Annotated in this window: 5 protein-coding genes; 2 read left to right on the top strand and 3 right to left on the bottom strand. The window is 46.3% G+C overall.

Going from position 1 to position 16,774, the window contains the following annotated elements; translation table 11 throughout:
- Nucleotides 1–492: 492 nt before the first annotated feature.
- Nucleotides 493–5,862 (top strand): AAA family ATPase, encoded by a 5,370-nt coding sequence (locus QUA53_RS16610; RefSeq protein ID WP_333096126.1) that lies wholly within the window; start codon nt 493–495, stop codon nt 5,860–5,862.
- 128 nt (nt 5,863–5,990) lie between these two features.
- On the opposite strand, the gene QUA53_RS16605 is transcribed toward QUA53_RS16610, so the two are convergent.
- The 3 genes from QUA53_RS16605 to QUA53_RS16595 all read right to left on the bottom strand — a co-directional run bounded on the left by QUA53_RS16605 (nt 5,991) and on the right by QUA53_RS16595 (nt 16,415).
- Nucleotides 5,991–10,142: a DUF4347 domain-containing protein gene (locus tag QUA53_RS16605; protein ID WP_333096127.1), complete on the bottom strand. Its 4,152-nt coding sequence runs from the start codon at nt 10,140–10,142 to the stop codon at nt 5,991–5,993.
- A 128-nt stretch (nt 10,143–10,270) separates the two neighbouring features.
- Entirely contained in the window at nt 10,271–14,728 is a 4,458-nt protein-coding gene (locus QUA53_RS16600) for a DUF4347 domain-containing protein (protein WP_333096128.1), read from the bottom strand.
- A gap of 238 nt (nt 14,729–14,966) precedes the next feature.
- Nucleotides 14,967–16,415 carry a CHAT domain-containing protein gene (locus QUA53_RS16595; protein ID WP_333248971.1) on the bottom strand — a complete coding sequence of 483 codons (1,449 nt, stop codon included), beginning with the start codon at nt 16,413–16,415 and terminating at the stop codon, nt 14,967–14,969.
- On the opposite strand from QUA53_RS16595, the gene QUA53_RS16590 reads away from it, so the two are divergent.
- Nucleotides 16,409–16,774 (top strand): hypothetical protein (locus tag QUA53_RS16590; protein WP_333248969.1); only part of this gene is annotated, 366 nt, incomplete at its 3' end. The two genes, QUA53_RS16595 and QUA53_RS16590, sit on opposite strands and share 7 nt — an antisense overlap.

The raw sequence follows: 16,774 nt of genomic DNA, 5'->3' as shown, positions 1-16,774 counted from the left end.
TGATTTTTTGACTTTACTTGAACTTTCCGGGGGACTGATGCTAATTGTTGAAAAACACATAGTATTAGAACCAGCGGGGGGACACCCTCGTGACTTTGACAATCGCGACTCAAGATATTTTTTCTAATAAAAGCCGATCTCTCAATTTTTTTGTTTCTTCTGAAATCCTTTGATGTGCGCGGTTTTAAACAAAGTGCCTGTGACAATATATAGATTTAAAGTTTTACTTAGCGCTGGGGGTGGGACAATTTTTAACGATGTTTGGAGAACCGAAACGGTGACAATTCAGGGAGTTGAGAATTAACAAGGCTTAGATACGTCGCATTATAACTCCTTACCCTTACTCTGCCAGACGACCTGAAAGCCACTTCGCTGCCGAAAAACTAAGAGTGTGTTATAAAAACATAATTTGTTCCTTTCTAAAGCGCTATTCTCGACACAACGAATCCGGTGTGTTTTGAGTAAACGTTAATTTTTACCAAAAAAATAAATATGCTCTCCATTCCAGGCATTGCCGTCCAGAAACTGCTTTACGAAAGTACCAACTCTCTGGTTTACCGGGGGATTCGGGAAGCGGATCGCCAACCGCTCATCCTGAAACTGCTCAAAGAAAGCTACCCCACACCTCAAGAATTGCTACGCTACCGCACCGAATACCGTATCACCAGAGAGCTGAAAGAGGCGGGAGTCGTGCAAGTTTATGACTTGCAAAAATACCAAAATAGCCTCGTGATTTTTGTGGAGGACTTTGGCGGGGAATCCTTGAAAATATGGATGCAGCAGCGAAAGTTTAGCCTCAAGGAGTTTCTGATCCTGGCGATCGCAGCCACTGAAACTTTAGGGCAAATTCACAGCGCCAATATTATCCACAAAGATATTAACACCTCAAATATTGTTTATAACCCGGAAACGGGACAGCTCAAAATTATCGACTTTGGCATTTCCACTCAGCTAACGCGAGAAATGCCAACCCTGAAAAATCCCAACGTTTTAGAAGGAACCCTCGCTTACATCTCGCCGGAACAAACTGGTAGGATGAATCGCTCTATCGATTACCGCACTGACTTTTACTCCCTCGGCGTCACCTTCTACGAACTGCTGACAGGAAAACTACCTTTTGAGACAGAAGACGCTTTAGAGCTAGTTCACTGCCACATTGCCAGACAACCAGTTCCCCCGCACGAAATCAAGCCAGAAATCCCCCTAATTCTCTCGCAAATTGTCAGCAAGCTGATGGCAAAAAATGCGGAAAATCGCTATCAAACTGCATTGGGTCTCAAGCAGGATTTAGAAATGTGTCTGGTTCAATTACAAGAAACCGATAGCATAGCAGAATTTGACTTGGGAACCATGGATCTTACAGACCATTTCCTGATTCCCGAAAAGTTATACGGCAGAGAAACAGAAGTTTTTCATCTATTAGCTGCCTTTGAAAGAGTTCGTAATGCTAGTGCCGAAATGATGCTAGTAGCTGGCTTTTCAGGGATTGGTAAAACCGCAGTAGTGAACGAAGTCCACAAGCCGATCGCCCGACAGCGCGGCTATTTTATCAAAGGCAAATACGACCAATTCCAGCGCAATATCCCCTTCAGTGCATTTGTGCAAGCATTTCGGGAATTGATGGGACAATTATTATCAGAAAGTGACGCTCAGTTACACAGATGGAAAACCCTGATACTCACAGCAGTAGGCGAGAGCGGGCAAGTCTTGATTGACGTAATTCCTGAATTGGAACGCATCATTGGCGCTCAACCTCCTGCATTAGAATTGTCGGGGAGTGCCGCCCAAAATCGCTTCAATTTGCTGATGCAAAAATTTGTGCAAGTATTTACCCAAGCAGAACATCCCTTAGTGATGTTTCTGGACGATTTGCAGTGGGCGGATTCGGCATCTCTGAAATTGCTACAACTGTTGATGGAGGATACGGGGCATCTCTTGATATTGGGTGCTTATCGGGATAATGAGGTATCACCGGCTCATCCCTTTATGTTGACGGTGGATGAGATTGTGAAGTCGGGAGCCACGGTGAATACGATTACCCTGCAACCTTTGAGTTTAGCAGATCTCAATCAGTTGGTAGCAGATACGCTGATTTGCGATTTATCTTTAGCCGAGCCCCTGACAGAATTGGTTTATCAAAAAACCCAAGGTAATCCCTTTTTCTCTACTCAATTCCTCAAAGCGTTGTATGAAGACGGTCAAATTATTTTTAACCCCCCTCAATCCCCTCTTACTAAGGGAGGCAGTAGAGGGGGGTGGCAGTGCGATATTAATGAACTTAAATTTGCCGACGCCTCGGATGTGGTGGAGTTTATGGCGGCGCAATTGCAGAAGTTGCCTGCAGAAACTCAGGATGTTCTCAAACTTGCCGCGTGCATTGGGGCGCAGTTTGATTTAGAGACATTGGCAATAGTCAGCGAAGAATTACCAGAACAAACGGCATCAGCGCTGTGGAAAGCCTTGCAAGAAGGACTCATTTTAGTGATTTCAGAAGGCTATAACTTCCTTCAAGCAGATGCTGAATCCCCCAATCAGTCTGTTGCTAATCCCACTTATAAGTTCCTGCACGATCGCGTCCAGCAAGCGGCTTATTCATTGATTCCCGACGATCGAAAACAAGCCACCCATCTCAAAATTGGACAGTTACTGCTACAAAGTTCTTCCGACATAGAAACAGAAGAAAAAATCTTTGATATTGTAGGGCATTTAAATCAAGGAATTGAGTTAATCCATCAATTAAGTGAACGCTCAGCCTTAGCTCAACTAAACTTAGAAGCTGGACGTAAGGCTAGAAATTCTACCGCCTACGCGGCGGCAAATATCTATCTACAGACGGGAATTGAGCTACTGACTCCTCAATGCTGGCAAACTCAATATGAATTGGCGCTAAATCTTTACGTTGCTGCTGCTGAAATTGCCTATTTGAATGGTGATTTTGATGGTATGAAACAGATGGCAGCACTGGTTTTACAAGAAGCCCAAACAATTTTAGATCGAGTTAAAATTTACGAAATTAAAATTGCTGCTCAGACAGCCCAGAGCAAGGTTTTAGAAACGATCGCAGTAGCAAGAGACGCACTCTTACAATTGGGGATTGAACTTCCTGCCGAACCTGATGAAGCTAAGATTGGCAAAGCGCTGCAAGCCCTTGCGGCCCAACTAAGTGGCAGAAAGATTGAGGAATTGGTTGACCTATCTGTGATGACAAATCCACAGACTCAGGCAGCTATGCAACTGTCTGGTATGTTGTTTCCACCCATTTTCCAGGGAATGCCGGGTTTGCTGCCCCTGCTTAGCTCAACGATGGTGAGTTTATCGCTCTCCTTTGGGAATGCACCCGCATCGACGGTGGGGTATGCGATGCACGGGATGGTGTTCTGTGCCTTTTTACAAGAGGTGGAAACCGGCTATGCCTTTGGGCAATTGGCACTTTCATTGCTCGATAGGTTCAATGTACCGGAATTCAAGTCTATAATTCTGCTTTTGTTTGGTGGTTGGATTCAGCATCGCCAAGAAGCTCTTTTGGCAACGATACCGACGCTGAAAGAGGGCTATAGGTTTGGTATGGAAACAGGCGACTTTGTAAATGCTGGCTACAACATATATATTTGTTTTTATACTCATTTATTCGCTGGTGTAGAACTAGAAACTTGGGAACCTGAAATAGCAAGTTACAGGGCTGTGATGGCGCAGTTGAAACAATATTCTGCTCGGGTTTATTTGGATATGATTCAGCAGACGGTGCAAAACTTGAGGGAAAGCAGTATTCGGCCGGATTTGTTAATAGGCTCTGCCTACGATGAAACGGTGATGATTCCCAAGCACTATCAGGATAATGAATTCACGGCGATCGCTTGTGCCTGCATCTACAAACTGCTGCTTGCTTACTGCTATGGCAATTACACGGCTGCCCTAGACCACATTTCCCAAGTCAAACAGTATTTGATGGGAGTATCTGGATCGGCTTTTGTTCCAATTTTTCATTTTTATGCCGCCCTGACGCACCTGGCACTTTTTCCCGCACAGCCAGCAATTGAGCAAACTGAAATTATTTCCTTAGTGGAAACCCATCAAACCACGCTGCAACAGTGGGCGCAAAATGCTCCGATGAATTATCTGCATAAATGGTATTTAGTGGAAGCAGAACGGCAACGGGTGTTGGGCAATAAAGCCGAGGCGATTGAAATGTACGATCGCGCAATTTCTGGAGCAAAAGAAAACAAATATGTTAATGACGAAGCCTTGGCAAACGAAATCGCAGCCAAATTCTACGGGGAATGGGGCAAAACAAAAGTTGCTCAAGCCTACATTTTTGAGGCTTATTATTGTTATGTTGAATGGGGAGCCACTGCTAAGGTAACGGATTTAGAAACGCGATATCCCCACTTATTCGCGGTAACTCAACCGGGAAGGAAAAATATTCAAACTACCGTAGCAATGACAACGACTGGTTCGGGGAATCACCTAGATATCAGCGCTGTTATGAAGGCTTCTCAGGCGATTTCTGGAGAAATTATGCTAGATAAGCTACTGTCTAGCTTGATGAAAATTTTGATGGAAAATGCAGGGGCGCAACGAGGCTATCTGATTTTGTTAAGCCAGGGACAACTGTTCATTGAAGCTGAAGGGACAATCAATGATGAACTCGTCACCGTGTTGCAGTCAATCCCCGTTGAAACCTGTCAAGACCTTTCCTCCGCCATTGTCAATTATGTGAGTCGGACTCAAGAAAGCGTGGTACTGGATGATGCTGCGCGATCGGGACAATTTACTAACGACGCCCACATCCGAAAGCATCAGCCCAAATCAATTTTATGTGTGCCGCTGATTAACCAATCTCAAATCATTAGTATTGTTTACTTAGAAAATAATCTGACAGCGGGAGCTTTTACCCCTGAAAGAGTTGAACTATTAAAAGTGTTATCTGGACAGGCGGCGATCTCGATTCAAAATTCTAAGCTTTATACAGAAGTACGCGAAAATGAAAGCAGGCTGGCTCAACTCAACAAAGCTTACGAGCGATTTGTTCCCCATCAATTCCTCCAGTTTTTAGAGAAATCAAGCATCATAGATGTAGAATTGGGCGACCAAGTACAGTTAGAAATGTCGGTGTTGTTTTCCGACATTCGTGATTTCACTACGCTTTCGGAAACTATGACGCCGGAGAATAATTTCAAATTTATCAATTCCTATCTTTCTCGTATGGAACCTGTTATTAATCAAAATCACGGGTTTATTGATAAATATATTGGCGATGCGATTATGGCGCTGTTTAGTGGGGAAGCTGATAATGCGGTGAAAGCGGGAATAGCAATGCTGCACCGTCTCGTTGAATATAATGAATACTGCACCAACTCGGGCTGTGCGCGGATTCAGATTGGGATTGGGATTAATACGGGTTCTTTGATGCTGGGAACTGTGGGCGGACCAAATCGCATGGACGGTACGGTAATCAGCGATGCGGTGAATTTAGCTTCTCGCGTGGAAAGTTTGACAAAAAATTATGGGGTGTCACTGTTAATTACCCAGCCAACTTATACGCGCCTGAAAAATCCATCTCAGTACGCAATCCGCACTCTAGACACGGTAAAAGTCAAGGGAAAATCCGAAGCTGTGACGATTTATGAGGTGTTTGATGCAGATCCACCAGAAATTAAACAGGTCAAGTTATCTACGCTCGAATTGTTTGCAGAAGCTAGGGCACTTTACTCGGAAGGGAAGTTATTTGAAGCGGCGCGGCTGTTTTCCGAGTGTTGGCGTCAGAATCCGGGCGATCGCGTTGCTAAAATTTACTGGGAACGCTGTGAGTCTGCATTGGTGACTCGCACCAAAATCAAAGACAGGCTACATAATTTAAATTAAGCGGTTGCTATACCTGAAAATCACAGCAAAATTACGATCGACTGCTGAGACACCCTACAAACTAGGCGATCGAAATCGGGTAGGTATGTGGTTGCGCTAAAGCGCTAAAGCGCAACAACCTACGAAGTCTACAAAGTTACTCCCTCAACTATACTGCTGGCAGTAACTCCTTTCAATATAGCTAAATATTCCCCTGTTACCTGATACTGAATTATAGTATCGCTAACAAAAGCGCCTGTTCCTTGAAAAATATTTAACTGGCTAAAAGCCAGGGGGCTAATTAAATCAATTTTGTCTTGATTGAGGGTGAAATCATTAATGACTTCGGCGGTGGCTAAGTCTGTTCCACCAGTGCCGATCGCGATCGCAAACACATCAAAACCTAATCCGCCTGTAAGAGTGTCGGCACCCATTTCTCCAAATAAGTAATCATTGCCCCCATCGCCAAATACTATATCGTCGCCATCGCCGCTGTAAATGCGATCGTTTTCCTTACCTGAGTAAATCAAGTCAGTACCGCCGTTACCCTGAATAAAATCAATCCCTTGGCCGCCAAAAATAATGTCATTGCCATCACCGCCGCTGATACCGTCATCCCCTTTTTGTCCGTAAAGCAAGTCATCTCCTGCTTTGCCATGAAGATAGTCATTGCCGGGGCGTGCGTGGATAATGTCGTTTAATGCCGATCCTGTGATGCGATCGTCCTTCTGTGTCAAACCGATTACTGACTTTTTCAACAAGGTTGTGACATCGCCTAAGTTATCGTTATCGCTGATATTGACTGTGAGAGGGGCGACGAGATTATTATACTGTGTGTCAAGGCTGGTAGTGGCATGGCTAATTGAACTTAGACGATCGCCCTCAACAACCGCATCGTCAACAGCCTTCACCGTTACCGTTTGAGCGACATTCCAATTGGCGGGAGTAAAAGTAAGGGCCCGTAGGCTGACAGTAACTTGAGTTCCAGGGGTAATGGCGACGGTGACATTAGCAGTTGGCTGAGTATTTAGTCGAACTTTGTATATATCGCTGCCCAAGCTTTCGAGTACGTCGGTACTGCCAAGTGATTGAATGAAAATGACAGCGGGAGTACCTGGAGTCGGAGTCGGTATTGGAGTCGGAGTCGGTATTGGAGTCGGAGTCGGAGTCGGTATTGGAGTCGGAGTCGGAGTCGGTATTGGAGTCGGAGTCGGTATTGGAGTCGGAGTCGGAGTCGGTATTGGAGTCGGTATTGGAGTCGGAGTCGGTATTGGAGTTGGTATTGGAGTCGGAGTCGGTATTGGAGTCGGTGTGGGCGTGGGAGTTGGTATTGGAGTCGGAGTCGGTATTGGAGTCGGTGTGGGCGTGGGCGTGGCAATGTCAACAGTAAAACTGCCTAAGTTGCTAGCTACAACTTGATTGCCAAAAGTATCTTTTACTTGCGATGCTTGCAAATTAACAGCGTAACTGCCATTATCTGTATCATCCCAACTTCCCCCAGGCGGAGTCAGCGAATAAGTTGCCGTGCGAGTGGTACCGTTACTGTTAGTATCGACGCTGACAAATGCAGCCGGAATTGTACCACCTGACCAATTTACTAGAAAGTCCGAACTATCCAAACTGCTAACATCTATGGCAGTATTGTCGCTGAAAGTAACAGTAAAAGTCTGCGTTGTACCGCCTGCTGTCGTAATATCAGCAATAGGAGTGACACTAGCAGTTGGCAATGTTTGATCGATGCTGTAAACTTCTCCTGTCAAATTGCCATTGGCAGTACCAGTACCGCCCAGCGGTATGCCAGAGGTATTAATGCTGTCATCATCTACTAAATTTAACCCTAAAGTACCGCTGCCAGTACCCGCATTGACGCTGACAGTATAAGTATTGCCGCTACCTGTGACTCCAGCTATGCTTGCACCAGTGATGCCTGTAGCTACAAGAGCAAAATCTCCGCTGTCAACTCCCGTTACAGTCTTATTAAAAGTTACGGTGTAATTCAGGCTAGATAAATTAGTGGGATTGGGGTTAGCGCGAACGATGGATGTTACCGTAGGAGGAGTAACAATAGTCTGTAACCCGCTAGCTGTCGGCGTTCCACTTTTGTTTCCCTCTGTAAAAGTAATGTTGGCTAAAGTGGGTGGAAGAATGTTAATTGTATTTCCATCAGTCGCACCAGTTGCTATGTCGGCTGTTAGGAATAAATAGCCTGTTGTGCCAGCATTGATAGGTTGAGAAAGTCCTGTAAAAGCTAAGTTGCTACCAGTAGCGACAGGTGGCAGAGTTTTCAAAACAGTATCGCTGGCATCCAAGAGATTATCACTGGAATACCAGAGTTTGAAGCCATTGGTAGCAATGTCAGAAGTTTGATAAGTACCACCAGTGGTAGCAGTTAAACCGGTGAATTGGGTATTAACACCCGTTACGGCTAAATTTAATTGATATAGCGGCTGCTTGAGAGTACCGGAGGCAATGTTAGCGGTGGCAATTGTAGGTGAAGTGATGGCAATATCGGGAGCGCCGTAGCGGGCTAGGGCAAAGTCATAATCACTGCCATTATAAGCAGCCCCCGCCACAACGATTTTGCCGTCACTCTGAATGGAGGTGGCATAGCCTATGCCACTGAAGCCATTAAAATCTGTAGTAACTGTGCCAGTGCCGTTGAAGCTCGTATCGAAACTGCCGTTAGAATTGTAGCGGGTTACGGTAAAGTCTAAATTGGCGCCGGCCACGATTATTTTGCCATCGCTTTGGATGAAGGTGGCAGTGCCGCCAGTACCGAAGCTGATATCGAGTGTGCCGTCAGCGTTGTAGCGGGCTATGGGAGACGACCCCGCCACAACAATTTTACCGTCACTCTGGATCGAGAGGGCATTGCCATCGTTGATATTGCCGTTAAAATCAGTAGTGACTTTGCCATCATTATCAAAGGTGTTATCGAGTGTGCCGTCAGCGTTGTAGCGAGCTAGGGCAAAATCACTATAGGCGACGCCATTAAAGACATACCCTGCTACGACAATTTTGTTGTCAGGCTGGATGAATACGGCATTCCCATAGTCGTTTTGGCCGTTAAAATCAGTAGTGATTTTGCCATCATTATCAAAGGTGTTATCGAGTGTGCCGTCAGCATTGTAGCGGACTAGGGCAAAGTCATAATAAGTGCCATTAATGGCATTCCCCGCCACAACAATTTTGCCGTCACTCTGGATGAAGACGGCCTGACCTTCGTCACGACCTCCGTTAAAATCAGTAGTGACTTTGCCATCATTATCAAAGGTGTTATCGAGTGTGCCGTCAGCGTTGTAGCGGACTACAGCAAAGTCAAAGTTGCTGCCATTATAGGCAGACCCTGCCACGACAATTTTGCCATCACTCTGGATAAAGACGGCCTTGCCTTCGTCGTTTATTGAGTTGCTATTAAAATCTGTAGTGACTTTGCCAGTGCCGTTGAAGTTGGTATCAAGTGTGCCGTTGGTATTGTAGCGGGCTAGGGCCAAGTCATAATTGCTGCCATTGTTAGTACGCCCTGCCAAAACAAATTTGCCGTCAGACTGGATGAATAGGGCATAGCCAACGTCCTCGTTTACGTTAAAATCAGTCGTGACTTTGCCACCAGTCCCGAATGTGGGATCTAAGTCACCCGCCGCCAAGACTGATGCGTAATTAAGTCTTGCAGCTTCAGTGAAGGCTAAAGGCGCGTCAATTTTACCGATTTGTACTTCCAGTTGCCAGTCTCCCCCTAGTTTGGCATTGCCGGTAAGGTTGGCGGAGGCGGCGATGTCAGCACCAGTTAATTCACTCAGGCGTTGGAGGAATTGGTTAGGTTTTGTGGGCTTTGCAGCACTTTCAACTGGGCGGTTCAAACCGCCATTACACAAACTAAACCCGTTTGTGCGGGTTGAAATTCCATAGTCCGCGTAGGCGGAATTTGTTTGTACAGCCGCGAATTCTATTCGCCAGGGCTGATTAAAAGCCGCGACATTACACCCATAAAGGAGAATATCTGCACCGGGAATTAATGCTTTTCGCCACTGTTTGAGTTGAGGGGCGAAACTTTCTATGTTGCTGCTGTTGAGTATATTTGCGCCGAAATGTACCGCACCTGGACTGCCGTGAGAGATGATGTGGATTGCTTCTATATTTTGTTCAATTGCTAACCTTTCGGTAATTTGCTCAATGCCATCGAGCGTTTCATCTAGAATAATTACTTCCGCATTGGGGGAAATTCCGCTAATTAAACTTTGATAATCTTCAACATTTGAGTCAATAAAAACTAGAGTTGAAACATTTTTTTTGTGTATCATTGGCTATCTCTTACTTTTTAAATAGGTGATTAGCAATAAAAAATATTTATGCTAATTAAAAACGTCTAGAATGGGGCTGCGTGACCACACTCCTGATGGGATGCAAAAATTATCGGCATCCCCGAACCCTACACCACGAAAGTTACTGCCTGAACTATACGGATGGCAGTGACTCCTTTTAATATAGCTAAATATTCCCCTGTTACCTGATACTGAATTATAGTATCTCTCTCCAAAGCGCCTGTTCCTTGATAAATATTTAACTGGTTAAAAGACAGGGGGCTACTTAAATCAATTTTGTCTTGATTTAGGGTAAAATCAGTAATCACATCAGCAGCGGCTAAACTTGTTCCACCAGTATCGATCGCGATCGCAAACACATCAAAACCCAATCCGCCTGTGAGAGTGTCGGCCCCGATTTCTCCAAATAAGTAATCATTACCCCCGTCGCCAAACAATATATCGTTGCCATCGCCGCCGTAAATGCGATCGTTTTCCTTACCTGAGTAAATCAAGTCAATACCCCGATCGCCCTGAATAAAATCAATCCCTTGCCCGCCAAAAATAATGTCATTGCCATCACCGCCGCTGATGCCGTCATCCCCTTTTTGTCCGTAAAGCAAGTCATCGCCTGCTTTGCCATGAAGATAGTCATTGCCGGGGCGTGCGTAGATAATGTCGTTTAATGCCGATCCTGTGACGCGATCGTCCTTATCTGTGAAACCGATTACTGACTTTTGGGACAAGGTTTTGACATCGCCTAAGTTATCGTTATCGCGGATATTGACTGTGAGAGGAGCTACGAGATTATTATACAATGTGTCAGTGCTGGTAGTGGCGTGGCTAATTGAACTTAGACGATCGCCCTCAACAACCGCATCGTCAACCGCAGTCACCGTTACCGTTTGGGCGACATTCCAGTTGGCGGGAGTAAAAGTCAGGGCCCGTTGGCTGAGTGTAAGTTGGGTTTCAGGGGTAATGGCGACGGTGACATTAGCAGTGGGCTGAGTATTTAGTCGCACTTTGTATATATTGCTGCCGAAGCTTTCGAGTACGTTGGTACTGCCAAGTGGTTCCAGGATAATGACAGCGGGATTACTTGGTGTTGGCGTGGGAGTTGTTGTCGGAGTTGGCGTTGTTGTCGGAGTCGGAGTTATTGTCGGAGTTGGCGTTGGAGTTGGAATTGGAGTTGGCGTTGGAGTTGGAATTGGAGTTGGCGTTGGAGTTGGAATTGGAGTTGGAGTCGGAATTGGAGTTGGCGTTGGAGTCGGAATTGGAGTTGGCGTTGGAGTCGGAATTGGAGTTGGCGTTGGAGTTGGCGTTGGCGTTGGAGTTGGAATTGGAGTCGGAGTTGGAGTTGGAATTGGAGTTGGCGTTGGCGTTGGAGTTGAAATTGGAGTTGGCGTTGGAGTTGGAATTGGAATCGGCGTGGGAGTTGGAATCGGCGTGGGAATGTTAACAGTAAAACTTCCTAAATTGCTACCTAAAACTTGATTGCCAAAAGTATCTTTTACTTGCGATGCTTGCAAATTAACAGCGTAACTGCCATTATCTGTATCATCCCAACTTCCCCCAGGCGGAGTCAGTGAATAAGTAGCGATGCGAGGTGTGCCGTTACTGTTAGTATCGACGCTGACAAATGCAGCCGGAATTGTACCGCCTGACCAGTTTACTACTAGGTCAGAACTATCTAAACTGGTAATATCAACTCCATTATTGTCGCTGAAAGTAACATTAAAAGTCTGCGTTGTACCGCCTGCTGTCGTAATATCAGCAATAGGAGTGATGGTAACAGTCGGGACAATTCCATCTATTGCTATTGCTTTAGAAGCACCCAAAGAATTCACTAGACCCGGAGTTGGCAAGCTTAAAATAGCATCACCATTGGCAGCATTCTTAAGAGTACCCCCACTCAGAGATAAAGCAGTTGTGGAAACATAGTCTAAGTCAGGATTGCTATCGCCGGCTGCAACTGTATACCGAAATGTTAAAGTGTTGCTACCGCTGCCTGAGAGGTAATTCGCAACAGGAGTTACACCTGCTAAACTAAGTTTCGGCGTACCCGTGACATTGACGATTTGAGAGAATTGAACGGTGATGTCGATGGATGTATCAATACCGTAAGTCCCGTCTGCTGTGGTGGCACTAACATTGGTAACAGTGGGAACGGGATTAATTGCAATATCGGCAGTTTCGGTAGCGCTACTGAAAACACTGGACGTAGTGTTATTTGTTCGGTCTGCGGTGTAGTCGGCTACACTGCCGTTAGTGCCAACTATTTGATCCCAGGCGGCAAAGGTGATGGCGTTGGTGAGAGTGCCGTTATAACCTGCATTGGGAACAAATCGGAGGCTGGTGTTGGCATTACTAGCTAATAGTAAGGCGTTGGTAGTAGAAACGGCTGGGGCGTTATTCCAGGTAGTGCCGTCGGTGGTGTATTGCCAAGTGCCGTTAGTGGTGTCGAGGTTGGTGATAGCGATGCCTTGTAAGGCGCTGGCGTTGGGATCGGTGATTTTTGTACCGCCGAGGTTGGCGATGATGGTACTAATTAATGTACCTGTACTGGCGCTGTCGTTTTGGTTTTGGGCGTTGAGAGTGGGGATGCCGGAATTATCGAGGGTGGGGGAGTCGTTGACTAAAACGCTGACGGTGGTGGGTGTGGAGGCGATGCCGTCGGTGGCGGTGTATTGAAAAGTGTCTACACCGTTGAATCCGGCGTTGGGGGTGTAGTATATGTTGCGTCCTTTGTCAAGGGCGATCGCATTGGCATAATTACTCGCATTCGGGTTAAAAGTAGGATCGGCGGCACCTGTGGTGGGGTTTAATTTGGCGATATAGTTGCGACCAATGCCGCCGATGGTGGTAAAATTGCCGCCCACGATGGAGTTGCCACTGCTGTCTACAGCGATCGCATAGACACTAAGACCCGCATTCGGGTTAAAAGTAGGATCGGCGACTCCTGTGGTGGCGTCTAATTTGGCGATATAGTTGCGGGCACTGCCACCGATGCTAGTGAAACTGCCGCCCGCGATGGGGTTGTCACTGCTGTCTAGGGCGATCGCCAAAACCTCAGTATTCGCACCCTGGTTAAAAGTAAGATCGGCGAGACCTGTGGTGGGGTTTAATTTGGCGATATAGTTGCGGGTTTGTCCGCCGATGCTGGTGAAAAAGCCGCCCACGATGGGGTTGCCATTGCTGTCTAGGGCGATCGTCCAGACAGTAAGGTTCGCACCCTGGTTAAAAGTAGGATCGGCGGCACCTGTGGTGGGGTTTAATTTGGCGATATAGTTGCGGGGACTGCCGCCGATGGTGGTGAAACTGCCGCCCACGATGGGGTTGCCACTGCTGTCTAGGGCGATCGCATAGACAATACTATTCGCACCCTGGTTAAAAGTAAGATCGGCGGCACCTGTGGTGGGGTTTAATTTGGCGATACGGTTGCGGGTTTGTCCGCCGATGGTGGTAAAATCGCCGCCCACTATGGGGTTGCCACTGCTGTCTAGGACGATCGATCTGACATTATTATCCGCAGTCGGGTTAAAAGTAGGATCGGCGAAACCTGTGGTGGGGTTTAATTTGGCGATACGGTTGCGGGCACTGCCGCCGATGGTGGTGAAATCGCCGCCCACGATGGGGTTGCCACTGCTGTCTAGGGCGATCGATCTGACAATAGCATTCGCATTGGGGTTGAAGGTGCTATCTACCGTCCCATCGCTATTTAATCGGGCAATGCTGTTGCGAGGAGTGGCATTAACAGTGGTGAAAGCGCCACCCACATAAATCCAATCGTTGATGGTGGCGGTGCCATTGGTGGGGGCGGTGGTGATGCTCTGTACTGAGAGGCGGGCGCTTCCTGTGTCGTTGGCGAGGGTGTCTATGCTAATTTGGGGCGAGTTGACGGGGATAGTTTTGTTGTCGGGGTTAGCGGTGGCCGCTAGGATGTGGCTGTAGGCTAAAGCCTTAATGGGCGTTGCTTCGATATGGCCGATTTGTACTTCCAGTTCCCAGTTTCCACCCAGTGCCGCATTGCCGGTGGGGTTGGCGGAGGCGGCGATGTCGGCACCCGTTAATTCACTCAGGCGTTCGAGGAATTGGTTAGGTTTTGTAGGTTTTGTAGGACTATTTTCAACTCGGCGGTTAAAACCGCTACTACACAAACTCAACTCGTTTGCGTCGGTTGAAATTCCATAGTCCGCGCAGGCGGAATTTGTTTGTATAGCCGCGCATTCTATTTGCCAGGGCTGATTAAAAGCAGCGACATTACACCCATAAATGAGAATATCGGCACCGGGAATTAATGCTTTGCGCCACTGTTTGAGTTGAGGCTCGAAACTTTCTATATTGCTGCTATTAAGTGTATTTGCACCGAGATGTACCGCACCTGGACTGCCGTGAGAGATAATATGTATTGCTTCTATATTTTGTTCAATTGCTAGCCTTTCGGTAATTTGCTCAATGCCATCCCGCGTTTCATCTAGAATAATTACTTCAGCATTTGGAGAAACGTCGCCAATTAAACTCTGGTAATTTTTAACATTTTGGTCGATAAAAACTATATTTAAAACAAGTTTTTGCTGTATCATCATGCAACCTCTTTACTTTTCAAAGTTTATATGTATCGCTCAAATAGCACTTATGCACTTACTAGCATTTGATTGCGAGCCACGCCTAAAGTCATTGCGATTGCTTTGTTTCTGGCAATAACTTTGTTAGTATTTCTGCACTTACACTATGTCATTACGAGAAATAAAGCAATTTTCTGTCATTGCGATAAACGAAGAAATCGCCAGATTTTGGAATTGCTTCGCTTTTCTCACAATGACATTACCAAGGACTCCCAATCATCGTAAATCCCGACCAATAATAAGGATGGGAGAGATTTTCATTACCCAGTTTAGCTAATTCTGGCGGCAATTCTAAATCCTTATTTGAGTTTGACAAAATTAAACGACCATTTTCTATGCGAACTTGACCTTTGATCATAGCAATTTGAGCCTGTCGCAAAGCTTCAGCTTTAATCGGCGCAACTTTCAAGTGATGGTAAAATTCAGCCATTAACCCTAAAGTACCTTCATCGCTGACAGACCAAAGACTCGCCAAAACCGACTTCACCCCCGCTTGCACAGCTAACCCCGCAAAACCTAATTCGGTGTCGTCATCACCCACAGCAGTTTTACAAGCGCTCAACACCAATAGTTCAACTTTAGGTGGTTGATTCCACCCTAGTTCGCGCACGCGATCGAGTGTTAGCCTGCTATCTGATAACTGAATGTAAGAATTACTCGGTGATCCTGACTTAAAGTATCCGTGAGTAGCGAGGTGAATAATCCGAAAGGCTTGGGCGGTGCGTTGCGACCTCAGATTATTGAGAGTAAAGGTTTGGTTCAGGAAAGATTCGCCTTTCCATTCGGAGGCAATAGCATTAAGTTCTGCAGGCACTGCTAGCAAGGGTTCGTTATTGGTAAATTGTGAGGCTCCCATTGCTAAAACTTCAGCATTTTTAACACTTTCATAGCTAGTATCGGTTAAGTTGACGCTGGGAATGAGTCCGATGCTGTACTTTTCTACTAGAAATTGAGAACCGTCATGGAGGGCGGCTAAGGGGAGCGATCGCAACCCCGCATCCATACTAAAAACTAGGGTGTCGATGCCCTCAGCTTTCAAATCCGCTTCCAAGGGAGCAATTATCCACTGGTAAAGTTGTTGGGATGCTGGCAAATAGCTCTGAGTATTGATTTTGCTGGGACTAAGGAGTTCCAATCTGAAATTGGCGACGACTTGCATCAGAGTTTCGCGCCGGGCGGCGGGGATGCTTTTGTGAATTGGGATGCCTGTAGGGGGAACGATGATCAGGTCTAATTGTTCAGGGCGAGCTAAGGTGTAGATAATGGCTGGTTTTTTACCAGTTTGGCTAGCGATCGCTCTAATTCTTTGCTGTATGGCCGTAAAAGATTGCAAATCCCGCCTGATTTGCTGGTTAATGTATGATCCAACTTGTTCACTGTAGAAGATATCGATAAAGAAACTGGCTTGTGGGATATCACCTCTATCGATCAGTCGTGTGATATCGCTAAGGCTAACTCTACTTAGAGGCGATGCCGTTTGGACAACTTCGCTTACCCAATCGGATCTGTAGTTAAAAAGAGATTCAATTCTATTAATGCTATTCAGGTTGCCAGATTGGGCGATCGCATTGGTAATTGAAATATCCGGTAAGGGGAAGGTGGCATCAAGAGACGGAGATAAAGTTGGTGTCGGAGTAGGTAATGGCATCGGGGCTAGCCTTTCAGGCGCAATGGAGGGCACAACTAATATCGGAGACGGTATTGCTTGTGGAATTGGCGCAGGTGATGGCGTTGGTTCTGGTATTAAAGATGGCGCGGGTGATGGCGTTGGTTCTGGTATTAAAGATGGCGCAGGTGATGGCGTTGGTTCTGGTATTAAAGATGGCGCAGGTGATGGCGTTGGTTCTGGTATTAAAGATGGCGCGGGTGATGGCGTTGGTTCTGGTATTAAAGATGGCGCAGGTGATGGCGTTGGTTCTGGTATTAAAGATGGCGCAGGTGATGGCGTTGGTTCTGGTATTAAAGATGGCGCGGGTGATGGCGTTGGTTCTGGTATTAAAGATGGCG

Source organism: Microcoleus sp. Pol12B3, from assembly GCF_036701355.1.
In the GTDB taxonomy this organism is placed as follows: Bacteria; Cyanobacteriota; Cyanobacteriia; order Cyanobacteriales; family Microcoleaceae; genus Microcoleus.
This window is presented reverse-complemented; position numbering and strand designations above follow the sequence as displayed.